This window comes from Streptomyces sp. NPDC101181 (assembly GCF_044767975.1).
Lineage (GTDB): Bacteria > Actinomycetota > Actinomycetes > Streptomycetales > Streptomycetaceae > Streptomyces.
In genome coordinates, this window is record NZ_JBIWOX010000002.1 from 608,556 (window position 1) to 630,426 (window position 21,871).

Genomic DNA, 21,871 nt, shown 5'->3' on the forward strand with positions numbered 1-21,871 from the left:
ACCGGATGCGTCAGCCCGGGGTGTTCGTCAGGTCGGATCGACGCCCTTGCTGCGCAGCCACGCCAGCGGGTCGACCGCCGAACCGCCGCCGGGCCGGACCTCGAAGTGCAGGTGCGGGCCGGTGGAGTTGCCGGAGTTCCCGGAGTACGCGATGACGTCACCGGCCTTGACCGGGCCCGAGCGGATCCTGGCGCTGCTGAGGTGGCAGTACCACGTCTCCGTACCGTCGGCCGCGGTCACGATCGCCATGACCCCGTACGCGCTGTTGAGCTGGGTGCGCACGGTGCCGTCGGTCGCGGCCATCACCGGAGTGCCGTACGAGACGGGGAAGTCGATACCCGTGTGCACGGACATCCAGTTGACGCCCGCCTGGCCGTAGTAGGCGCTGAGCCCGTGCTGCTTGACCGGCAGGACGAACTTGGGGCGCAGCGCCTCGCGGCGTGCGGCCTCCTCCTCGCGCTTCTTCTTCTCCGCGGCCTGCCGCTCCCGGAGGTCGATGCGCTCCTGCGTACGGCTCGCGCGCTCGCGGAAGTCGGCGCTGCCCGCGGAGAGCTGCTCCAGCTGGTTGTTGAGCTGGTCGTTGGCGGCGACCGACTTGACCGTGGTGGGGTCGGCGACCGCCAGCGAGGAGGTGGTCTCCTCCGGCTTCTCCTCGTCGCCGGAGATCCCGTTGACCGAGGCGGCGGCGATGCCCGCCACGCTCATCACGCAGGCCGAGGGCACCGCGACGGTCAGGAGCGCGGAGCGCTTGGCGGGACGGCGGCGGGCCCGGCTGCGGGTTGCGGAAGTGCGGGCGGCGGTGTGGCCCACGGGGTGCGCGGCGGGGGAGTGGTCCGCGGCGTCGGACTCGGGGAGGGCGTCGGTGACGAGGGTGTGGTCCCCGGCACCGGGCTCCGGCGCGGCGTCCGCGGCCAACTCCGGGGCGAATTCGGCGGTGAACTCGGAGGGGGAGGGAGCGTCGTCCGTCTCCCCGGCCGTCCCGGCCGCTCCGTGCGCCTGCTGTTCGTACAGCGGATACGACGTCTGTTCGGGTCCGTACGCGGACTCCTCGGGCGTGGCGCCGGAGTTCCAGGCGGTCGCGTCGTAGGCGCCGGTGTCGTACGTACCGGTGTCGTAGACCCCCGTGCCGTACGCGCTCGTGCTGTACGCGCCGGTCTCGTAACCGTCACCGTCGCCCGCGTAGCCACCGGTGGCGAAGGCGCCGGGCGTCAGGACGTCCTCGCCGTAGCCGCCGCCGGTCGCGTACGCGGTGTCGGCGGGGAAGGCACCGGTGTCGGTCGGGAACGCGCCGGTCTCGTAGGCGTCCGTGCCGTACGGGGCGGTGGGGAAGGCGCCGGTGGGAAACGCGCCGGTCTCGTCGGCCGTCCACTGCCCGGTGACGTCCTGGCCGGCGGTGTGCTGCCAGCTCTGGAGGGCGTCCCGCTGCTGTCCGGTGGTGTCCCACGGCTGGTGGGCCTGCGCGTGGTCCTGGTAGCCGTCATACGTGGCGGTCGCGGTCGCCGTGGCCGCCTGCTGGGCTCCGGTGTCCCACCCGGACGCGTCGTACGCGCTGTTGTAGTCGGCGTAGGAGCCGCTGTATCCGGGAGCGCTGGGGGCCTGGTAGGCCGCGTCGTAACCGGTGGCGTAATGGCTGGATTCGGGGGCACCGGGAAGGGAACCGAAGAGCGGGTCGGTGTCGAAGCTGCCGGTCGGGTGACTGTCGTATCCGACGGTCCCGGCGTGGGGGTGCTGGTCGTTCACCAACTTCTCTCTCGCCTCGGCAGCAGGACTGTTCTGGGTCCCGGCCAGGGGGGTCCCCAGGGGGAAGCAGTGGCCGCGACTGTACCCGGCAGTATGTGGGGACGACAATCTTCGACAGGTTTTACGGCCGCAGGAAACGGGCAATCGAGCGTCTTTCGGTGAACGACAGGCACAGCTTTGGCCCTACGTTCGAGAGCTGTTCTATTTCAGGCCATGAACGCCGTTCCCCCGGATGCAGCAGCGGCCTCCGGTGCTCTCCACGCCTCCCGCGCCTCGGGATGACGCCTGTTCCTCGCGCCGACCGAGCAGGTGGCGGCGCTCCGGATGGTGAAGAGCCGTACCGCCGCGCCGTGCGGCTGGCGGCGCGGTGGTACGGCGACCTTTGTTGCGGCTCCCCTGGGGAAACGGGTCCCTCGTGTGATTTCCCCCTCCCCGCCTGCCGCGAAACGGCCGCTTGCGGGATGCTGTGGATAACGTTCGTTCACATCCCCGGCCCTTCCGGCGCGGGAGACCATGTGGAGGCAGTGATGGGTGTGACCGGTCCGATCCGTGTGGTGGTGGCCAAGCCGGGTCTCGACGGCCATGACCGCGGGGCCAAGGTGATCGCACGGGCCTTGCGGGACGCCGGCATGGAGGTGATCTACACGGGGCTTCACCAGACGCCCGAGCAGATCGTCGACACGGCCATCCAGGAGGACGCCGACGCGATCGGTCTCTCGATCCTCTCCGGGGCGCACAACACGCTGTTCGCGAAGGTGATCGAGCTGCTGAAGGAGCGGGACGCGGAGGACATCAAGGTGTTCGGCGGGGGGATCATCCCGGAGGAGGACATCCCGCCGCTGAAGAAGCTGGGTGTGGCGGAGCTGTTCACGCCGGGAGCGACGACGACCGAGATCGTCTCCTGGGTCAACGCCAACGTCCGCCAGCCCGCCCAGACCTGAGGCCCGAGCCGGTTTCTGCGCGCCGGATTCTTGGGCCAGGCGGGTCGGATTCTTGGTCAGGCAGGTCGGGCAGGTCGGGCTGGGTCTGGGGGAGGGAGGGGCGACCGGGCTCGGCCTGAGCTGGGGCTGGGGCCGAGGCCGGAGCCGGGTTGGTCAGGGGGTCAGCTCCGCCTCCATCGCGGCGCGCAGCCGCAGGGTGGAGACCAGGCGCTGAAAGGCCTCCGACCAGTATCCGCCCGCTCCGGGCGACGCCCCTTCCTGTTCGTCCTGCGCGGCTGTGAGGACCTCCAGCCGATCGGCCTCGGCCGGGTCCAGGCAGCGTTCGGCCAGGCCCATCACCCCGCTGAAACTCCAGGGGTAGCTCCCGCCGTCCCGCGCGATGTCGAGCGCGTCCACCACGGCCCGCCCGAGTGGCCCGGCCCAGGGCACCGCACACACCCCGAGCAGCTGGAACGCCTCCGACAGACCGTGCGCCGCGATGAAATCGGCTATCCAGGAGGCCCGTTCGGTCGTGGGCAGGATCGCCAGGAGCTTCGAACGCTCGGCGATCGAGGACGTCCCCGTGCCACCGGCCAACGGTGCCGAGGGGGCCCCGAGCAGAGCTCGTGCCCACCGCGGGTCGCGCTGCCGCACCGCCGCCCGGCACCACGCGGTGTGCAGCTCTGCGGCCCATTCGTCGGCGACGGGCAGGGCCACGACGTCCTCGGCGGGGCGGCCGCCGAACCGCTCCTCCCAGACGCCCAGCGGCGTGGCCTCCACCAACTGGCCCAGCCACCACGACCGTTCACCCCGGCCCGTGGGCGGAGTCGCGACGACGCCGTCGCGCTGCATCGCCGCGTCGCACTCGTGCGGGGCCTCCACGGCGATGGACGCGCCGCCTCCCGAACGGTCCGGGCTCACACAGGACGACGCGCGCGCCGCCATCCTCCCTGCGAGGGCCGAACCGGGCAGTGCGGAGAGCAGTTCGGCGGCGGTGGCGCGGACGTTGCGGCTGCGGTCCGACAGGGCCTGTTCCAGGAACGGCTCGTCCTCGCCGCTCAGCCCGGTCCGCAGCGAGTCCAGGAACATCAGCCGGTCCTCGGCCCGTTCGGCGGGCCAGGTGGTGGCCAGGAGGGCGAGCGCGGCCGCCGGCTCCCGCGTCCGTACGGTGTCGAGCAGCGCGATCCGCTCCGCGAACAGCCCCTCCTCCCACAGGCGGCGCACCGCCTCCTGGTCGGTCAGGTCGGGCCATAGCGAACCGCTCGCGCCCCCGCGCAGGGCGAACTTCCACTCCGGGTTCAGCCCGGCCAGCCACAGCCCGCGCGGACCGGCGAACGCCAGCGCCTGCGGCCGCAGGTCCGTGCGGGCACGCGCGGCGTCCAACAGGGCGGGCACCAGGGCGGCCGGGGCCCGGAACCCTCTCCGGTTGGCGGTGGCCAGCCACTGCGGGATCAGTTCGGTGAGGTCCGGCGCGGTGCCCCTCCGGCCGGCGCCCGAGGGGGCGGCCCGGTCGGCGAGCAGCTGGGCGAGCCGGTGCCGGGCGGCCTCGGGCAGGGGCGGCCGCGGGTCGGGGGCGGCGGGCTCCGGCCGTGCTTCGGACGCGGCGGGCAGCAGCCCCGCCCGCTGCCGCACAGTGTGCAGCGCGGCGGCGTCCAGCAGGGCGGTAGGGGCGTCGACGGGGGCGGGGGTGCCCGGGGGCACCGGCGGTCGGCGGTCGGTGCCCAGCAGCGCCGCGGTGACCAGCACCTCCCAGGGAAGCGATGTGACGGCCGAGGCCGCGGCAGATGTCCCGGTGGAGGTGGGGGTGCCGTCCTCACCGGGCTGGGTGGCCTCGCCGGGCTGAGTGGCCCCACGGGGCTGGATGTCCTCACCGGGCTGGGTGGCCTCGCCAGGCTGAGTGTCCCCACCGGGTGGGACGGTCTCGCTGGGCGTGGTGGCCTCGCGGGGCGGGACGGGGGTGCCGGACGCCGCGTTCCCGTACGGGGCCGTGGGCGCGTCTGCGGTCAGGTGGTCGGCGGTCGTGCGTGGCATGGTTCCCCTCCAGATCCGGTTCCGGGCCCGCCCTCGTGGTCGGTGGCGGCCGCGGGGGCGTGGGTGTCGTACGCGTGCGACGGGTGCTGGCGGCCGTAACGGCGCCCGAGGTCAGATGAGTTGGACGAGTGCACCGCCCGAGGGCGCGGTGCGGGCCGCTCCGCCCGTCGAAGGCGCGCCCGCGCCGGAGGCCGTTCCGCCCGCCGGGGGCGGACCGGTGACCGGTCCGCTCTGCTGGTCGGCGCCGGGCGCCGTTCCGGCACCCTGGGGGGCGCTGTGCACCGTCCCGCCTTCCGGGTCCCAGGCCGCGAACGGGTCGAAGCCTCGGTGGCCGATCTCGCCGAACACGGTGACCGGGGCGCCGCCGGACACCGCGACGAGCTTCCACAGGCCCGGCCGGGACAACGCCGCCGGGGCGATGGGCAGGGCGGCGCCGGTCCCGGCGTCCGCCAGCTGCCAGCCGTCCTTCGACGGCACGGGTATGACCTCGCGCAGCGTGACCGGCCAGGCGTCGAGCCAGGGGTCCTCCCGCAGCGCCGCCCCGTAGACCCCGGGCGCGGCGGCCGCGGTGATCCCGGGCGGAGGTGAGGCCGGGCCGATCCGCGCCGGGCGCCCGGCCGGTGCGGCTCCCGCGACGTCGCCGGTCGGTGCGGCCCCCGCGATGTCCCCGTCCGGTGCGGCCCCTGCCTCGGAGGCGGCCGGGGCGGAGGGCCCGAACTGTCTGCCCAGCTCTACCCGGAGCTGTCCGCCGCCCGGATAGGGGGTCAGCTCGGCGTCGATCGTTCCGCCCACCGGCAGCGCCTGGGCGGGGGACCGGCCCGCCGCGCCGAACGACAGCAGCAGCGCCGTGCGGCCCGACTCCCGTCCGTACAGCCAGATCCGGCGGGCGACGATCCTGCCGTCGGGGGTGTCGTACTGGGCGAGGACCAGCCAGTGGTCGCGGACCGGGGGGCCTTCGGCGGAGGACGGCAGGCCCACCCGCGTCCGGACCGTCGCGGCCAGGGCGTCCGGCAGCCGGTCCCGGCCGAGCCAGGCGGTGGCCAGCAGATGGAGGAGGCCGCACTCCTCCAGCAGCCGGAGCGGCCCGCCCGGACCAGCCCCGGCGATCGCGCCCAGCTCCCGCGCCCTGGCGGCCAGTCCGGGGGCCTGGGCGTCGACCATCCGGGCCGCGGTCTCCTCCCACAGGGCGTAACCCGAGCGGTCGGCCGTCGCGAGGCCGCCCCGCAGCAGGTCGGCCAGCCGCTGTTCCAACTCCTCGGCCCCGTCGGTGATCCGGGCCGCCCGGCGCTCCGCCCGCTTCCGGGCGGCGGCCTCGGCCGGCCTCGGAGTGGCAGGCGGCGGCACGGTGTCGCCGCGCTCGGAGTCACCTAGCTGACGGTCGACTTGGTCCTGCCGGGATCCCCCTTCCTGATCCGTGACGTGGCCCTGCCCGGTGCCCTGGTCGTCCCCGGTGCCCTGGCCGCGCCCGGTGTCCCCGTCGTGCCCGGTGTCCCGGTCGCGCGCGGCGTCCTGGACCTTCGCCGCCGCGCGGGCCCGGCGGACCTCGATCCAAGGGGCGGCCCAGTCGTCGGGCTCCTTCTGCCGGAACGCGTCCTCGTCGGACGCCCGGAGCAGCAGCAGACCGAGCGCGTGCTTGCACGGAAACTTCCGGCTGGGACAACTGCACCTGTACGCCGGGCCGGTGGTGTCGACCACCGTCTGATACGGCGTGCTGCCGCTCCCCTTGCACAGCCCCCACACCGCGCCCGCGCCGTCGGCGCCCGTGCCGGACCACGGCCCGGCCGTCCCCAGCCGGGTGCCCGCCCGGCGTGAGGCGTCGTCAGGGGCCAGGGCCAGCACCTGTTCCACCGTCCAGCGCGCCACCGGTGCGCCGGTGGGCGAGGACTCTCCCCCGTGAGATAGCTGCATGTCTCCGACGGTAGAGGGCACCACTGACAATCCCTTTGACCTGCGAAAGTCCCCCCTCGGCGGGATTTGACTTTGCCTCCCCTTTGCGTTTTTCTGCGGTCTCCGCATACGGAACGCATCCGGGCGGACCGATCCAGGGGGGATCCCACATGAACCGCACCACCCGCACCACCCGTGTCACCCGCGCCCTCGCGGTCTCCGTGCTCGTGCTCGGACTCGGCGCCTGTTCCGCCGAGTCGGTGGACAACGCGGTCAACAAGGCGGTCGACGAGACCGTGAACGAGACCTACGAGGTCACCTACGAGGTCACCGGTACGGGCGTCGACGAGATCTCGTACCACGGGGGCGGCGGCGACGCCATGGAGCCGAAGCTGGAGTCCGTCGAGGCGCCGGACCTGCCGTGGAAGAAGACCGTCACGCTGCGCGGCATCATGCCGCCCGCCGTGATGCCGCTGGCCGTGGACGCGGACGGCACCGACGTCGCCTGCACCATCACCTACAAGGGCAAGGTGATCAAGGAGGCGAAGGGCGACGGCGTGCTTTCGGCGGGCGGCTGCGTCGCCGTGTCACCGATCGCCGACTGACCCCGCGTACCGGCTCGTCCGGCCCGGTCGGCTCGTGCCGCGTGGTCGGGCCGCGTGGTCGGGCCGCCGGGCCCGACCGGGTCGTCCCGGGCGATCGTGGGGAGGCGGGAAACGGGCTCCGAGCTGCGGCCGGGGCCCGTTGTCAGTGCCATGGTGCACGGTGGGAACCACATCGGGTCGACCGATCTGGAGGGGGATCCATGACCGTGCCCGCAACCACCCCGGCCACCCCGGCCACGACAGCCGAGGTCACCGACGCCGCCGTGCCGGTGGCGCTGCGTCCGCACGCCGAGCACGCGTTCGCCGACGAGCTCGCGGCGCTCACGGCCGCCGACGACCGCCCCCGGCCCGCCCGTTGGCGGCTGTCGCCCTGGGCCGTCGCCACCTACCTGCTGGGCGGTGTCCTGCCGGACGGGACGGTGATCACCCCCAAGTACGTGGGCCCGCGCCGTCTGGTCGAGGTCGCCGTGACCACGCTCGCCACCGACCGCGCCCTGCTGCTGCTCGGCGTCCCGGGCACGGCCAAGACCTGGGTCTCCGAGCACCTGGCCGCCGCCGTGAGCGGAAATTCGACGCTACTGGTGCAGGGCACGGCCGGGACCCCCGAGGAGGCCGTCCGGTACGGCTGGAACTACGCGCAGTTGCTGGCCCACGGCCCCAGCCGCGAAGCGCTGGTGCCGAGCCCGCTCATGCGGGCCATGTCCGAGGGCATGACCGCCCGGGTCGAGGAGCTGACCCGCATCCCCGCCGATGTGCAGGACTCGCTGATCACGATCCTGTCCGAGAAGACGCTGCCCGTCCCCGAGCTGGGGCAGGAGGTCCAGGCCGTCCGCGGCTTCAACCTCATCGCCACGGCCAACGACCGGGACCGCGGGGTCAACGAGCTGTCCAGCGCGCTGCGGCGCCGGTTCAACACCGTCGTCCTGCCCCTGCCCGCCACCCCCGAGGCCGAGGTCGACATCGTGTCCCGCCGCGTCGACCAGATCGGCCGCTCGCTCGATCTGCCCGCCGCACCGGAGGGACTGGCCGAGATCCGCCGCGTGGTCACGGTCTTCCGTGAACTGCGCGACGGGGTGACCGCCGACGGGCGCACCAAGCTGAAGTCCCCCTCCGGCACGCTCTCCACGGCCGAGGCCATCTCCGTCGTCACGAACGGGCTCGCCCTCGCCGCCCACTTCGGCGACGGCGTCCTGCGCCCCGGCGACATGGCGGCGGGAATCCTCGGCGCGGTCGTGCGGGACCCGGCGGCGGACCGGGTGGTCTGGCAGGAGTATCTGGAGACCGTGGTCCGCGAGCGGGACGGCTGGAAGGACTTCTACCGCGCCTGCCGAGAGGTGTCCGCATGACGCTCCCGGGGCCGGGCGGGCGGGGGGCGCCCGTGCCCACGCCGACCGGGCCCGGGACGGGGCCGCCCCCGGCCACGCCTGCCGGTGCCGGGCCCGCGGCGACCGGGGCGGAGGGCGACCGCGGGGCCGTTCCGGCGCGGGCCGGGGCGGGGGACGGGCCATGGGTGCTCGGTGTGCGGCACCACGGTCCGGGGTCGGCCCGTGCCGTTCGCGCGGCGCTCGCCGCGGCCCGGCCCGCCGTGGTGCTCATCGAAGGGCCGCCCGAGGGAGACGTGTTGCTGCCGCTCGCCGCCGACCCGGCAATGCGTCCACCCGTCGCGCTGCTCGCGCACGCCGCGGACGATCCGGGGCGCGCCTCCTTCTGGCCGATGGCCGCCTTCTCTCCCGAGTGGGTGGCGATCCGGTGGGCCCTCGACCATCAGGTCCCCGTGCGCTTCATCGATCTTCCGGCCGCTCATTCCCTGGCCCTGAAGGAGGCCGCACCGGACGTCGACGCCCTCGCCGCACCCGAGGAGGAGACGGCGGACGACGTCACTCCGGCCGCCCTCGCCCCGGTCCTCGACCCGATCCGGGTGCTCGCCGAGACCGCCGGATACGACGACCCCGAACGCTGGTGGGAGGACGTCGTCGAGCACCGCTTTCCGGGCACCGTCACACACCGCGCGCAGGCGACAGAGGCACGGGAGGCAACAGGGAGCCCGGAGGCGGCACAAACCCCGGAGATCACGCGGGGCGCGGAGGCCACCGACGTCGCGGGCGGAGCTGACGAGGTGGAGGAGGTGGCCGACGCGCTCGCGCCGTTCGTCGCCCTGGGGGAGGCCATGGCGGCGCTCCGGGAGGCGTACGGAGACGGCGGGCAGCCCCGGGACGCCGTGCGCGAGGCGTACATGCGCATCCAACTGCGCGCCGCTCGGAAGGAGTTCGGGGAGGACGTCGCCGTGGTCTGCGGCGCCTGGCACGTCCCCGCGCTCACCGCGCGGACCACCCTCGCCGCCGACCGCTCCCTGCTCAAGGGGCTACCGAAGGTCAAGGCCGAGCTGACCTGGGTCCCCTGGACCCACCGCAGGCTGGCGCGGCGCAGCGGATACGGGGCCGGGATCGACGCCCCCGGGTGGTACGCCCACCTCTTCGACGCCGCCGACCGGCCCGTCGAGCGCTGGATGACCAAGGTGGCGGGACTGCTGCGCGCGGAGGACCGGCCCGTCTCCACCGCCCACGTCATCGAGGCCGTCCGGCTCGCGGAGACCCTCGCCGCCCTGCGCGGACGCCCGCTGGCCGGGCTGGGCGAGGTGACCGACGCGGTACGGGCCGTGATGTGCGAGGGGTCCGACGTCCCGCTCGCCCTCGTCCAGGACCGGCTGATCGTCGGGGAGACCCTCGGTGAGGTGCCCGACACCGCACCGGCCGTCCCGCTGCAACGGGACCTGACCCGCAGCCAGCGCACCCTGCGGCTCAAGCCCGAGCCGCAGGAGCGCGAGCTGGACCTCGACCTGCGCAAGGAGACCGACGCCGCCCGCAGCCGGTTGCTGCACCGGCTTCGTCTCCTCGACATCGACTGGGGCGACCCGGTCGCCGGGCGGGGCAGCACCGGCACCTTCCGGGAGAGCTGGCTGCTGCGCTGGGAACCGGAGTTGCACATCCGGGTCGCGGAGGCCGGGGTGTGGGGCACCACCGTCCGCACCGCCGCGACGGCGAAGGCCGAGTGGGGGGCCGTCGAGGCGAGAGCGCTGTCCGAGGTCACCGCTCTTGCCGAGCACTGCCTCCTCGCCGGACTGCCCGGCGCGCTGCCCGTCGTGATGCGGGCGCTCGCCGACCGGGCCGCGCTCGACGCCGACGTCGGACACCTCGCGGACGCGCTGCCCGCCCTCGCCCGTTCCCTGCGCTACGGCGACGTGCGCGCCACGGACACGGCGGCGCTCGCCGAGGTCGCCGCCGGTCTCGCCGAGCGCGTCTGCGTCGGGCTGCCGCCCGCCTGCACGGGCCTCGACGCGGACGGGGCGGAGGCGCTGCGCGGTCAGATCGAAGCGGTGCACGGGGCGATCGGCCTGCTGACCACCGGGGCGCGAGCGGCCCCGGGGCTGCGGGAGCGCTGGGACGCGGCCCTGCACAAGCTGGCGGGCCGGGACACGGTCGCCGGGGTGATCCGGGGCCGGGCCACCCGGCTGCTCCTGGACGAGGGGCGGCTCCCGGAGGACGAGGCGGCCCGGCTGATGGGCCTGGCGCTGTCCCCCGGCACCCCGCCGGCCGACGCCGCCGCCTGGATCGAGGGGTTCGTCGGCGGCGCCTCCGGCGGCGGCACGCTGCTGATCCACGACGAGAGGCTGTTCGGCCTCCTCGACAGCTGGCTGACCGGTGTCCCCGCCGACACCTTCACCGATGTGCTGCCCCTGCTGCGCCGTACGTTCTCCGCGTACGAGGCGGGCGTACGCCGCACGCTGGGTGAGCTGGCCCGGCGTGGGCCCACCCTCGGCAGCACCCACCGGGCGGCGCCGGGCCAGGCGCCCGAAGGGTTCGGCCCCGGGCTCGACCCGGCCAGGGCCGACGCGGTGGAGCCGGTGGTGCGCCTGCTGCTGGGCGGACACCCGGAGCCGCAGGGAGCGCCCTCATGACGACCAGCGCGGCGAGCGGGAAACCAGCGTGAGCGCGGCCATCGGAGAGACCGGCACGACCACGGCACGCACGGTGCGAGAGCGGGCGGGGGAGACGGTGGACCGTCAGACCAGCAGGACCAACACGGCCAACACGGCCAACACGGCCAACACGGCTAGTACGGCCAACACGGCCAGCGCCACCGCGGAGACGTCGGGCGCGCGGCACGCGGACGACGCGGAGCGGCTGCGGCGCTGGCGGATGGTGCTCGGCGCGGGCGGCGCCGACAGCAGCGACCCCGCGCTCACCGGCCGGGACGCCGCGATGGACAGCGCGCTGAGCGCGCTCTACGGCGAGGGCGAGGGGAAGAGACCGGCCGGCCGGGGGAGCGGTGGCCGTTCCGCGGGACTCGGGGCGTCGGCCCCCTCCGTCGCCCGCTGGCTCGGCGACATCCGGACGTACTTCCCCAGCTCCGTCGTCCAGGTCATGCAGCGGGACGCGATCGACCGGCTCGGCCTGGCGGCGCTGCTGACGGAGCCCGAGATGCTGGAGGCGGTCGAGCCGGACGTCCACCTCGTCGGCACCCTGCTCTCCCTCAACAAGGCCATGCCCGAGACGACGAAGGAGACCGCCCGGACCGTCGTCCGCAAGGTGGTCGAGGACCTGGAGCGGCGGCTGGAGAGCCGCACCCGGGCCACCCTGTCCGGGGCCCTGGACCGCTCGGCCCGGGTCAGCAGGCCGCGCCACCGGGACATCGACTGGGGCCGCACGGTCCGGGCCAACCTCAAGAACTACCTGACGATCCCGGGCCCGGACGGCACGACGACGGGCACGGTCGTGCCGGAACGGCTCATCGGCTACGGCCGCGCCGCCCGGTCCCTGAACAAGGACGTCGTCCTGTGCATCGACCAGTCGGGCTCGATGGCCGCCTCCGTCGTCTACGCCTCGGTCTTCGGCGCGGTCCTCGCCTCCATGCGCGGTCTCACCACCCGGCTCGTCGTCTTCGACACGGCGGTCGTCGACCTCACGGACCAGCTCGACGACCCGGTGGACGTCCTCTTCGGCACCCAGCTCGGCGGCGGCACCGACATCAACAGAGCACTCGCCTACTGCCAGTCGAGGATCACCCGCCCCGCCGACACCGTCGTCGTCCTCATCAGCGACCTCTACGAGGGCGGTATCCGCGACGAGATGCTCAAGCGGGTCGCGGCGATGAAGGCGTCCGGGGTGCAGTTCGTGACGCTGCTCGCGCTGTCCGACGAGGGCGCGCCCGCCTACGACCACGAGCACGCGGCGGCGCTCGGGGCACTGGGCGCACCCGCGTTCGCCTGTACGCCGGACCTCTTCCCGGACGTCATGGCCGCGGCGATCCAGAAACGGCCCCTGCCCCTGCCGGACGGCGGCCCAGGGTGACCCGGGCGGTGGCCCGCGGTGACCTGGCGGCGGCCCGGGGTGGCGCGGACGGCGGAGCACCGGGGCCGGGTGGCGGTCGGGGTCCCGGCCGTCCCCCTGTGACCGTTATCACCGCTCAGGTGCGATCTGCGATTTAGAGGCACACGGAGTGCGGGGATAACCTGCCGGATGGACATGCCGCGTACTCGGACACCGTGGACGCCTTCCTGGTGACAGCGCAGTCACGTTGCCCCTCGCGGCACGCCCACGCAGAAGAACGAACCGCGAGACCACTAAAAGGGACGGACGCGCGTGGACCTGTTCGAGTACCAGGCGAGGGACCTCTTCGCCAAGCACGGTGTACCGGTGCTGGCCGGTGAAGTCATCGACACGCCTGAGGCAGCCCGCGAGGCGACCGAGAAGCTGGGCGGCAAGTCGGTCGTCAAGGCGCAGGTGAAGGTCGGCGGCCGCGGCAAGGCCGGTGGCGTCAAGCTGGCGGCCGACGCCGACGAGGCGGTCGCGCGGGCGACCGACATCCTCGGCATGGACATCAAGGGCCACACGGTCCACAAGGTGATGATCGCCGAGCTGTCCCCGGAGATCGAGGCGGAGTACTACGTCTCGTACCTCCTCGACCGCACCAACCGCACCTTCCTGGCCATGGCCTCGGTGCAGGGCGGCATGGACATCGAGGAGGTCGCGGAGAAGACCCCCGAGGCCCTCGCGAAGGTCCCGGTCGACTCCAACTCCGGCGTGGACATCGCCAAGGCCCGCGAGATCGTGGCCCAGGCGAAGTTCCCGGCCGAGGTGGCCGAGAAGGTCGCCGAGGTCCTGGTGACGCTGTGGGACACCTTCGTCGCCGAGGACGCCCTCCTCGTCGAGGTCAACCCGCTGGTGAAGACCAAGGACGGCCGCATCCTCGCGCTGGACGGCAAGGTCTCGCTCGACGAGAACGCCGACTTCCGCCAGCCCGACCACGAGGCGCTCGAGGACAAGGCCGCGGCCAACCCGCTGGAGGCCGCGGCCAAGGCCAAGAACCTCAACTACGTCAAGCTGGACGGCGAGGTCGGCATCATCGGCAACGGCGCCGGCCTGGTCATGTCGACCCTGGACGTCGTCGCGTACGCCGGTGAGAAGCACGGCGGCGTGAAGCCCGCCAACTTCCTCGACATCGGTGGCGGCGCCTCCGCCGAGGTCATGGCGAACGGCCTGGAGATCATCCTCGGCGACGCGGACGTCACGTCCGTCTTCGTCAACGTCTTCGGCGGCATCACCGCCTGCGACGAGGTCGCCAACGGCATCGTGCAGGCGCTCGCGCTCCTGGAGTCCAAGGGCGAGAAGGTCGAGAAGCCGCTGGTCGTGCGTCTCGACGGCAACAACGCGGAGCTGGGTCGCAAGATCCTCTCCGACGCCAACCACCCGCTCGTTCAGCGCGTGGACACCATGGACGGCGCGGCCGACAAGGCCGCCGAGCTCGCCGCGGCTGCGAAGTAAGGACGAGGGACTCCACACCATGGCTATCTTCCTCACCAAGGACAGCAAGGTCATCGTCCAGGGGATGACCGGCGCCACGGGCATGAAGCACACCAAGCTCATGCTGGCCGACGGCACCAACATCGTGGGCGGCGTGAACCCGCGCAAGGCCGGTACGTCCGTCGACTTCGACGGCACCGAGGTCCCGGTCTTCGGCTCCGTCAAGGAGGCGATGGAGAAGACCGGCGCGAACGTGTCCGTCCTCTTCGTGCCGCCGGCCTTCTCCAAGGCCGCCGTCGTCGAGGCGATCGACGCCGAGATCCCGCTCGCGGTCGTCATCACCGAGGGCATCGCCGTTCACGACTCCGCCGCCTTCTGGGCGTACGCGAACGAGAAGGGCAACAAGACCCGGATCATCGGCCCGAACTGCCCCGGTCTCATCACCCCGGGCCAGTCCAACGCGGGCATCATCCCGGGCGACATCACCAAGCCCGGCCGCATCGGTCTCGTGTCCAAGTCCGGCACGCTGACCTACCAGATGATGTACGAGCTGCGTGACATCGGCTTCTCCTCCGCCGTCGGCATCGGTGGCGACCCGGTCATCGGCACGACGCACATCGACGCCCTCGCGGCGTTCGAGGCGGACCCCGAGACCGACCTCATCGTCATGATCGGCGAGATCGGCGGCGACGCCGAGGAGCGTGCCGCCGACTTCATCAAGGCGAACGTCACCAAGCCGGTCGTCGGGTACGTCGCGGGCTTCACCGCCCCCGAGGGCAAGACCATGGGCCACGCGGGCGCCATCGTCTCCGGCTCCTCCGGCACCGCGCAGGCGAAGAAGGAGGCCCTGGAGGCCGCCGGGGTCAAGGTCGGCAAGACGCCCACCGAGACCGCCAAGCTGGCGCGCGAGATCCTCGGCGCCTGACGCGGCTGACGCGGGCCGGGCGGCCCGCGACGCACACGCGACGGCGCGGGCCCGCACCCTGTCCGGACCAGGGGTGCGGGCCCGCGCCGTTCGCGTACCGGGTGACCGCCCGGCTCACCCGATCTGCGGGACCAGCCGCTCCGGGCCGTGGGCCACCTGCTCGCGCAGCGACCTCTGGAGCTCCAGGTCCTGGGCGGTGAGCTTCTGCGGACCCCCGCGCGGCGGTACGCCCCCGACCTGTTCGGCGGGGGAGAGCGGCTGCTCGTAGTGGGTCGGCGCGGTGTGCAGGGTCAGCCCCGTCACGCCGATGAGCAGGACACAGCCCGCGATCGCGGCGCGCGTCCACAGCGCGGCCTTCTTGTCGCTGCCGGTGCGCACGGCGCGCGCGGGCGACGGCACGGGGACGTGCTCGGCGCGGGCGAGACCGCCGAGCCGGTCGTGCAGCAGCGCGGACTGCCCGTCGGGCGACCCGTCCCCCGCGAGCTCGGGCACCCGTTCCGCGACGGCGGCGCGGGCGGTCATCAGGCGGCCCGCCGCGGCCGGGGTGCTGGCCTCCGTCTCGGCCGCGGTCTCCGGAAGGTCCAGGCCGACCCCGTCGTACAGGAGCAGGGTGCGCCGGTAGGCCGGGGGGAGGTCGAGCAGCGCGTCGAACAGCGCCCGCTTGCCCGGCTCGGTGGGCGGGGCGTCGGGGTGCCGGTGGGCGCCGCGCAGCCGGTGCCAGGGGGACATGGCGTACTCGTACGCCGCCGCCCGGACCCACCCGGCCGGATCGCGGTCGACGGCGACCTCGGGCCAGCGGTGCCAGGCCAGTTGGAAGGCGCGCTCCACGGACTCGCGGGCCAGGGCGCGGCGACCGGTCATCAGATAGGTCTGCCGGACCAGGGCGGGTGCGCAGCGGCCGTACAACGCGTCGAAGGCCTCGGCGGGGGAGGGACCGGACGGCTCCTCGGGCTCCACCGGCTCCTCCGGCTCCTCGGCCGACGCCTTGGCCGGCTCCTCGGTGGCCTTGACGGTCTCGTCGGCGTCGGCGTCGGCGGCCTCATCCGGCTCGGCGGGGGCGCCCGACGGCTGCGAGGCGACCGGCTCCGGCGAGGGGGGTGGCTCCGGCGGAGCGGTCGGCTCCGGGGCGGTGCCCGTCGACTTCGCCTTCTGCGGGGGGCCGGAGGCGATCAGCCTGGCGTACAGCGTGCGCTTGCGGCCGCGCGGGCTCGTGCGCCCCGTCTCCCAGGAGCGCACGGTGGCGCGCGTGACGCCGACGGCCGCCGCCACCTGAGCCTCGCTCAGCGACTTCGCCTCACGCAGTCTGCGGCGCTCCTTGGGGGAGGGCAGCGGGGGCGTGGGCGCCTCATCGGTGCTGCTCCGGGTCATGGGTGACCCCCGGCAGCCCTGCACGGGGAGAAAAAGTACATAAACGTATATTGAGCGACACAGCGGCTGTTCGCGCGTTACGCGAAACAAGCGCGTGTCGTTGGCAGCATGGCCGCGTGACCCACATGACGCAGCGCAGCCCGATGGCCCCGGCCGAGCGGAACCGCACCCTCGCCCTGGCCTCCGCCCTGGCCCGGGGCGCGATCGCCGCCGGACTCGGCCTCGGGGCGCTGGCCGTGCTGGTCATGGTGGCCTGGATCAGCTCCCCGTACCCGGACAGCGGACCCGGCGGGGCGCTGCGGGCGGCGGCCGGGGTCTGGCTGCTCGCGCACGGGGCCGGGCTCGTGCGGCCGGACACCCTGAGCGGAGCGCCCGCCCCGGTCGGCCTGGTGCCCCTGCTGCTCATGGCGGGCCCGGTCTGGCTGGCGCACCGCGCGGCGCGGGACGCGGCGGAGCCGGAGGAGGACGGCCCGGCCCGGCTCTCGAAGGCGGCGGCGTTCTGTGCGGTGACGGCCGGCTACCTCCTGGTCGTGGCGGGCGCGGCGGCCTATGCGCGCTCCGGTGCGCTGCGCGCCGTCCCGGACACCCTGGCGTTCCCGGTGGCGGTGGTGGTGGCCGGTTCGGTGGCGGCCGGGGTGTGGACGGCGGCCGGGCGACCCCTCGGGCCGCTGCCGTCCTGGTCGCCCCTGGTGCTTCAGGAGGGCCTCGCGCGGACGCTCTTCCGCGACCGGGCCGAGGCGGCGTGCCGGTCGGCGGCGGCCGGGGTGATGGTGCTGCTCGGCGGTGGCGCGCTGCTGGTCGCGGCCGCCCTCGGCCGGAACGCGACGGCGGCCCAGGAGGCGTTCCTGGCGCTCGCGGGTGACTGGCCGGGGCGGTTCTCGGTGCTCCTGCTGGCTGCGGCGCTGGTGCCGAACGCCGCGGTGTGGGGGGCGGCGTACGGGCTCGGCCCCGGGTTCTCGCTCGGCGCGGGAGCCACCGCCACCCCGCTGGGCCTGGAGGGCGCCCCGGCGCTGCCGCACTTCCCGCTGCTGGCGGCGGTGCCGGACCCGGGGCCGGGCTCCCCGCTGAACGCGGCGGCTCTCGCGATCCCGATGGCCGCCGCGCTGGCCGTCGCCTGGTTCACCGTACGCAGGGCTGCCCCCGCCGACGCCCCGCGCGAGGAGGCTTGGAGCCCGCGCGAAACGGTGCTGGTGACCCTGCTCGCCGCGCTGGGGTGCGGTATCGGGACGGCGCTGCTGACGGCGTTCGCGGGCGGGCCGCTGGGCACCGGGGCGCTCCGTGCCTTCGGGCCCGTGTGGTGGCTGACCGGCTCCGCCGCGCTGGTGTGGACGGCGGTGATCGGCGTACCGGCGGCCCTGCTGCTCCGGATGTGGCGGCTGCGTACGCCCGGCTGGGCCTGGCGCCGGGACGTACCGCAGGGCGGCCCGGCGGCGGCCCGGACGGCGTCCCCCGCCGCGGCCGGAAACACGGGAGCCGACGGCGGGAGCGAAGGCGTCGGCAAAGGTATCGGCAAGGGCGCAGGCAAGAGCGAAGGCATCGGCAAGGGCATCGGCGGAGGCGGCGGCAAGAGCGAAGGCGTCGGCGCCGACGGCCGGGACGGCGCCGATGGCCCGGACCGCGGCGGTGAGGACGGCGACGAGGAGGCCGGGGCGCTCATCGGCAGGCCGCGCCGCTGGTGGGCTCCCTGGCGCGGGGGCGGCCCGGCGGGCGACGGTACGGAGAGCGGGTCCGCGCAGGCCGGCCCGGCCGCCCGGGGCTCCGTACCGGCCCCTGGCGCGGAGCCCGGAGGGGCGTCCGGAGCGGCGGGGTTCGAGCCCTACGACTTCCTGCCGACCGACCCCTGGCACGAGAAGGAGGCCCGGCAGGCCCGGTGGGCCTCGCTCAAGCACAGCTCCGGCGGGCTGATGGCCGACTTCCCGGCCGGGCAGGCCGCCCGGAAACCGGTCACGACGGAGCCGGAAGGCCGGCCGGAAAGTCCCGACGACCCGGACGGCTCGGGCGCTCCGGACGGCTCGGGCGCCCGCGAGGGTTCAGCTGACCCGGGCGGTCCGGTCGCCCCGGGCGGTCCGGACGACCCGGGTGATTCGGTTGCCCCGGGCCGGGCGAGTGACCCGGGACGCGCTACTCCTTGACGCCGAAGAGCGGTTCCAGCGGCTTCGGCAGCTGGTCGTTGCAGGACAGCGCGCCGGTCTTGGTCAGCGCGTCGTTCACGCACGTGTAGTAGTCGCGGTAGACGAGCTGCACGGTGAACGTCGTCACCACGATGAGCAGGGCGAGCGAGGCGGTCACCAGTCCGCTGATCGCCGCCGTGGTCTGCTGCTTCCTGTTGGCGGCCGCTCCGGCGCCCTGTGCGACCGCGGGAGCCGTCCCGGCGCCGCCCGCAGCCGCGCCGCCCGCAGCCGCGCCGCCCGCCGCGGCGTTCTTCGGCGGGGTGCGCAGCGCGCTGATCGCCCAGTACACCGCGAGCGACCCCAGGAGCAGGGCGATCTCCGGGAAGTCGAAGAGGGCGAAGAAGACGGCCCACATGCCGCCGAGCAGCGCGTAGCGGGCGCGCCGCTGCGTGGGGTCCGTGGGGTCCCAGCGCAGTCCGCCCGGGGCGCCGCCGGGTCCGCCCCGGCCGCCGGAGCCGTTGCCGCCGGGGCGGCCGCCCCAGCCGCCGTTCCCCCGGCCCGGCTGCTTGCTGCTCCACTTGCTGCCCCAGCCGGACCGGTCGCCCGGGGAGTCGTCACCGGAGCCCTCACCGTCCCCGGTGCCCCGCCCGCCGTCCTGGCCGGAGGGGTGGCGCGGCTGCCACGGCTGGTCCGGCCGGTCCGCGGGCGGAGCGGCGAACGGGTTGTCGCTCCCCGGCTTCCGGTCCCGCGGCCTGTCGGCCTCGGAGGAGGGGGACGGGCGGTCCTGGCGGTCCCGCGTCAGCGGAGCGGCCCGCTCGGGCAGCGGGAGGCGGAAGGCGGTGCGGCGGCGTCGGTCCGGCATGTGGTGAACGTCTTCCCCATCTCGTCAGGTCCGCCCGGAGGACGGTTCGCCCGCCCGGTGGACCCCGGGGGACGGTGAGCTGTCCCCTGACGCTACCTCCCGGTCACGCCCCCGTCCCGTGGGGGCCGCCGGGTGTGCCGGTATCGTTGCTGACGGTCGGCCCGTTCGTAGGGTTCCCCGTATCGGGCGAAGCGCTCGCTTCGTACGACCCTACAAAGAGCACCACCGCACCTGCGTCACCGCGCGTCCACCACGCGCCCAGCACGCGTCCGCCACGCGAGAAAGGGCCCCGACGTGGCCTCCCCGCCCCCCTCCGCCGCTCCCGCCCGGCTGGTCGTGCTGGTCTCCGGATCCGGTACGAATCTCCAGGCCCTGCTCGACGCCATCGGTGACGACCCGGCGTACGGGGCGCGGATCGTCGCGGTCGGCGCGGACCGCGCGGGGACGGGGGGCGTGGAGCGGGCCGAGCGGGCCGGGATCCCCACGTTCGTGCGCAGGCTCGGGGACCACGCCGACCGCGCCGCGTGGGACGAGGCGCTCACCGCGGCCGTCGCCGAGCACCGCCCGGACCTCGTCGTCTCCGCCGGTTTCATGAAGATCGTCGGCCCGGCGTTCCTCGCCGCCTTCGGCGGCCGTACCGTCAACACCCACCCCGCCCTGCTGCCCAGCTTTCCCGGCGCGCACGGAGTGCGTGACGCACTCGCGTACGGCGTGAAGGTCACCGGCTGCACCGTCCACTTCGTCGACGACGGCGTCGACACCGGCCCGATCATCGCCCAGGGCGTGGTCGAGGTGACCGAAGAGGACACCCCGGAGGGCGAAGCGGCCCTCCACGAACGCATCAAGGAAGTCGAGCGCACACTGCTCGTCGAGGCCGTGGGGCGGATCGCCCGTGACGGCCATCGCATTGAGGGACGAAAGGTTCATCTCGGTCATGTCGGTGAATAAGCCCATCCGTCGCGCCCTGATCAGCGTCTACGACAAGACGGGGCTCGAAGACCTCGCCCGCGGTCTGCACGAGGAAGGCGTCCAGCTCGTCTCCACCGGCTCCACCGCCGGGCGGATCGCCGCCGCCGGAGTCCCGGTCACCAAGGTCGAGGAGCTGACCGGCTTCCCGGAGTGCCTGGACGGCCGCGTCAAGACCCTGCACCCCCGCGTCCACGCCGGCATCCTCGCCGACCTGCGCCTGGACGCGCACCGCGAGCAGCTGGCCGAACTGGGCGTGGAGCCCTTCGACCTGGTCGTGGTGAACCTCTACCCCTTCACGGCGACCGTCGCCTCGGGCGCCTCCGACGACGAGTGCGTCGAGCAGATCGACATCGGCGGCCCCTCCATGGTCCGCGCCGCCGCCAAGAACCACCCCTCCGTCGCCGTGGTCACCAGCCCCGAGCGGTACGGGGACGTCCTCGCGGCCGTCCGCGCGGGCGGCTTCGACCTGACCGCCCGCAAGCGGCTGGCCGCCGAGGCGTTCCAGCACACCGCCGCCTACGACGTGGCCGTCGCCTCCTGGTTCGCCGACGGCTACGCGGCCGACGGCGACACGGGCCTGCCGGAGTTCCTGGGCGACACCTTCACCCGGAAGAACGTCCTGCGCTACGGCGAGAACCCGCACCAGCCCGCCGCCCTCTACACCTCCGGTGACGGCGGCCTCGCGGAGGCCGAGCAGCTGCACGGCAAGGAGATGTCCTACAACAACTACACGGACACCGACGCCGCCCGCCGCGCCGCTTACGACCACGCCGAGCCGTGCGTCGCGATCATCAAGCACGCCAACCCGTGCGGCATCGCGACCGGCGCCGACGTCGCCGAGGCGCACCGCAAGGCCCACGCCTGCGACCCGCTGTCCGCGTTCGGCGGGGTCATCGCCGTCAACCGCCCGGTGACCGTGGAGCTGGCCGAGCAGGTCGCGGAGATCTTCACCGAGGTCATCGTCGCCCCCGGCTACGAGGACGGCGCCGTCGAGGTGCTGGCCCGCAAGAAGAACATCCGCGTGCTGCGCGCCCCCGAGGCCCCCACCGCCGCGTTCGAGGTCAAGCCGATCGACGGCGGCGCGCTGCTCCAGGCCACCGACCGACTCCAGGCCGAGGGCGACGACCCGGCCCACTGGACCCTGGCCACCGGGGACGCGCTCCCCGCGGCGGAGCTGGCGGAGCTGGCCTTCGCCTGGAGGGCGTGCCGCGCGGTCAAGTCCAACGCGATCCTGCTCGCCAAGGACGGCGCGTCGGTCGGCGTCGGCATGGGCCAGGTCAACCGGGTCGACTCCGCGAAGCTCGCCGTCGCGCGGGCGGGCGCGGAGCGGGCGTCCGGCGCGTACGCCGCGTCCGACGCGTTCTTCCCGTTCCCCGACGGGCTGGAGATCCTCACCGCCGCCGGGATCAGGGCCGTCGTCCAGCCCGGCGGCTCGGTCCGCGACGAGCAGGTCGTCGAGGCCGCGCAGAAGGCCGGTGTGACGATGTACTTCACCGGCACGCGCCACTTCTTCCACTGACCGGCCGCCGACCCGCTACCGGCCGCCGACCGGCCGTCGGCCGGTAGCGGGTCGCCGCCGATCGAGCCCGGTCCGGGACCTGACGGGTCCCGGACCGGGCTCGCCGCTCTGTTCTAATGACACGGCCGTAGCAA

15 protein-coding genes are annotated in these 21,871 nt (G+C 74.3%); 10 read left to right on the forward strand and 5 right to left on the reverse strand.

Annotation, left to right across the window (positions count from 1 at the left end; translation table 11 throughout):
* Nucleotides 1-27 precede the first annotated feature (27 nt).
* Entirely contained in the window at nt 28-1,740 is a 1,713-nt protein-coding gene (locus ACIRRU_RS06450; RefSeq protein WP_403676819.1) for a M23 family metallopeptidase, read from the reverse strand.
* 527 nt (nt 1,741-2,267) lie between these two features.
* Between ACIRRU_RS06450 and ACIRRU_RS06455 the strand changes: the two genes are divergently transcribed.
* Nucleotides 2,268-2,681 (forward strand): cobalamin B12-binding domain-containing protein, encoded by a 414-nt coding sequence (locus ACIRRU_RS06455; RefSeq protein WP_403676822.1) that lies wholly within the window; start codon nt 2,268-2,270, stop codon nt 2,679-2,681.
* 153 nt (nt 2,682-2,834) lie between these two features.
* Here ACIRRU_RS06455 and ACIRRU_RS06460 read toward each other — a convergent pair whose 3' ends face one another.
* Together ACIRRU_RS06460 and ACIRRU_RS06465 are read right to left on the reverse strand one after the other, a co-directional pair.
* Nucleotides 2,835-4,691: a DUF5691 domain-containing protein gene (locus tag ACIRRU_RS06460; protein ID WP_403676825.1), complete on the reverse strand. Its 1,857-nt coding sequence runs from the start codon at nt 4,689-4,691 to the stop codon at nt 2,835-2,837.
* Nucleotides 4,692-4,802: 111 nt separating this feature from the next.
* Complete coding sequence (locus ACIRRU_RS06465; RefSeq protein WP_403676828.1) at nt 4,803-6,599, reverse strand: SWIM zinc finger family protein; 1,797 nt, start codon at nt 6,597-6,599, stop codon at nt 4,803-4,805.
* 149 nt (nt 6,600-6,748) lie between these two features.
* Between ACIRRU_RS06465 and ACIRRU_RS06470 the strand changes: the two genes are divergently transcribed.
* The 6 genes from ACIRRU_RS06470 to sucD all read left to right on the forward strand — a co-directional run bounded on the left by ACIRRU_RS06470 (nt 6,749) and on the right by sucD (nt 14,908).
* Nucleotides 6,749-7,183 carry an MmpS family transport accessory protein gene (locus tag ACIRRU_RS06470; RefSeq protein ID WP_403676832.1) on the forward strand — a complete coding sequence of 145 codons (435 nt, stop codon included), beginning with the start codon at nt 6,749-6,751 and terminating at the stop codon, nt 7,181-7,183.
* 200 nt (nt 7,184-7,383) lie between these two features.
* Nucleotides 7,384-8,529 (forward strand): AAA family ATPase, encoded by a 1,146-nt coding sequence (locus tag ACIRRU_RS06475; RefSeq protein WP_403676835.1) that lies wholly within the window; start codon nt 7,384-7,386, stop codon nt 8,527-8,529.
* Between the two features lie 32 nt (nt 8,530-8,561).
* Complete coding sequence (locus tag ACIRRU_RS06480; protein ID WP_403676838.1) at nt 8,562-11,138, forward strand: DUF5682 family protein; 2,577 nt, start codon at nt 8,562-8,564, stop codon at nt 11,136-11,138.
* A 226-nt stretch (nt 11,139-11,364) separates the two neighbouring features.
* Nucleotides 11,365-12,531: a VWA domain-containing protein gene (locus tag ACIRRU_RS06485; RefSeq protein WP_403677037.1), complete on the forward strand. Its 1,167-nt coding sequence runs from the start codon at nt 11,365-11,367 to the stop codon at nt 12,529-12,531.
* Between the two features lie 291 nt (nt 12,532-12,822).
* Nucleotides 12,823-14,004 carry an ADP-forming succinate--CoA ligase subunit beta gene (gene sucC / locus ACIRRU_RS06490; RefSeq protein WP_403676841.1) on the forward strand — a complete coding sequence of 394 codons (1,182 nt, stop codon included), beginning with the start codon at nt 12,823-12,825 and terminating at the stop codon, nt 14,002-14,004.
* Between the two features lie 19 nt (nt 14,005-14,023).
* Complete coding sequence (gene sucD / locus ACIRRU_RS06495) at nt 14,024-14,908, forward strand: succinate--CoA ligase subunit alpha (RefSeq protein ID WP_403676844.1); 885 nt, start codon at nt 14,024-14,026, stop codon at nt 14,906-14,908.
* A gap of 114 nt (nt 14,909-15,022) precedes the next feature.
* On the opposite strand, the gene ACIRRU_RS06500 is transcribed toward sucD, so the two are convergent.
* Entirely contained in the window at nt 15,023-16,276 is a 1,254-nt protein-coding gene (locus tag ACIRRU_RS06500) for a helix-turn-helix domain-containing protein (protein WP_403676847.1), read from the reverse strand.
* 125 nt (nt 16,277-16,401) lie between these two features.
* Here ACIRRU_RS06500 and ACIRRU_RS06505 point away from each other — a divergent pair, with 125 nt between their 5' ends.
* Nucleotides 16,402-18,408 carry a DUF6350 family protein gene (locus tag ACIRRU_RS06505; RefSeq protein ID WP_403677040.1) on the forward strand — a complete coding sequence of 669 codons (2,007 nt, stop codon included), beginning with the start codon at nt 16,402-16,404 and terminating at the stop codon, nt 18,406-18,408.
* Here the strand turns inward: ACIRRU_RS06505 and ACIRRU_RS06510 are convergent.
* Entirely contained in the window at nt 18,398-19,249 is an 852-nt protein-coding gene (locus ACIRRU_RS06510) for a hypothetical protein (protein WP_403676850.1), read from the reverse strand. The genes ACIRRU_RS06505 and ACIRRU_RS06510 overlap by 11 nt on opposite strands.
* A 294-nt stretch (nt 19,250-19,543) precedes the next feature.
* On the opposite strand from ACIRRU_RS06510, the gene purN reads away from it, so the two are divergent.
* Nucleotides 19,544-20,197 carry a phosphoribosylglycinamide formyltransferase gene (gene purN, locus ACIRRU_RS06515; RefSeq protein WP_403676853.1) on the forward strand — a complete coding sequence of 218 codons (654 nt, stop codon included), beginning with the start codon at nt 19,544-19,546 and terminating at the stop codon, nt 20,195-20,197.
* The gene (gene purH, locus ACIRRU_RS06520) at nt 20,184-21,737 is read left to right on the forward strand and encodes a bifunctional phosphoribosylaminoimidazolecarboxamide formyltransferase/IMP cyclohydrolase (protein ID WP_403676855.1); all 1,554 of its coding nucleotides are present in this window, start codon (nt 20,184-20,186) and stop codon (nt 21,735-21,737) included. Before purN ends, purH begins: the two co-directional genes overlap by 14 nt.
* Nucleotides 21,738-21,871 lie beyond the last annotated feature (134 nt).

Coding starts and splice junctions, on each gene's coding strand:
- ACIRRU_RS06455 (WP_403676822.1), top strand. CDS start 2,268: ATGGGTGTGACCGGTCCGATCCGTGTGGTGGTGGCCAAGCCGGGTCTC.
- sucD (WP_403676844.1), top strand. CDS start 14,024: ATGGCTATCTTCCTCACCAAGGACAGCAAGGTCATCGTCCAGGGGATG.
- ACIRRU_RS06510 (WP_403676850.1), bottom strand. CDS start 19,249: ATGCCGGACCGACGCCGCCGCACCGCCTTCCGCCTCCCGCTGCCCGAG.
- ACIRRU_RS06500 (WP_403676847.1), bottom strand. CDS start 16,276: ATGACCCGGAGCAGCACCGATGAGGCGCCCACGCCCCCGCTGCCCTCC.
- ACIRRU_RS06505 (WP_403677040.1), top strand. CDS start 16,402: ATGACGCAGCGCAGCCCGATGGCCCCGGCCGAGCGGAACCGCACCCTC.
- ACIRRU_RS06475 (WP_403676835.1), top strand. CDS start 7,384: ATGACCGTGCCCGCAACCACCCCGGCCACCCCGGCCACGACAGCCGAG.
- ACIRRU_RS06460 (WP_403676825.1), bottom strand. CDS start 4,691: ATGCCACGCACGACCGCCGACCACCTGACCGCAGACGCGCCCACGGCC.
- purH (WP_403676855.1), top strand. CDS start 20,184: ATGTCGGTGAATAAGCCCATCCGTCGCGCCCTGATCAGCGTCTACGAC.
- ACIRRU_RS06470 (WP_403676832.1), top strand. CDS start 6,749: ATGAACCGCACCACCCGCACCACCCGTGTCACCCGCGCCCTCGCGGTC.
- ACIRRU_RS06465 (WP_403676828.1), bottom strand. CDS start 6,599: ATGCAGCTATCTCACGGGGGAGAGTCCTCGCCCACCGGCGCACCGGTG.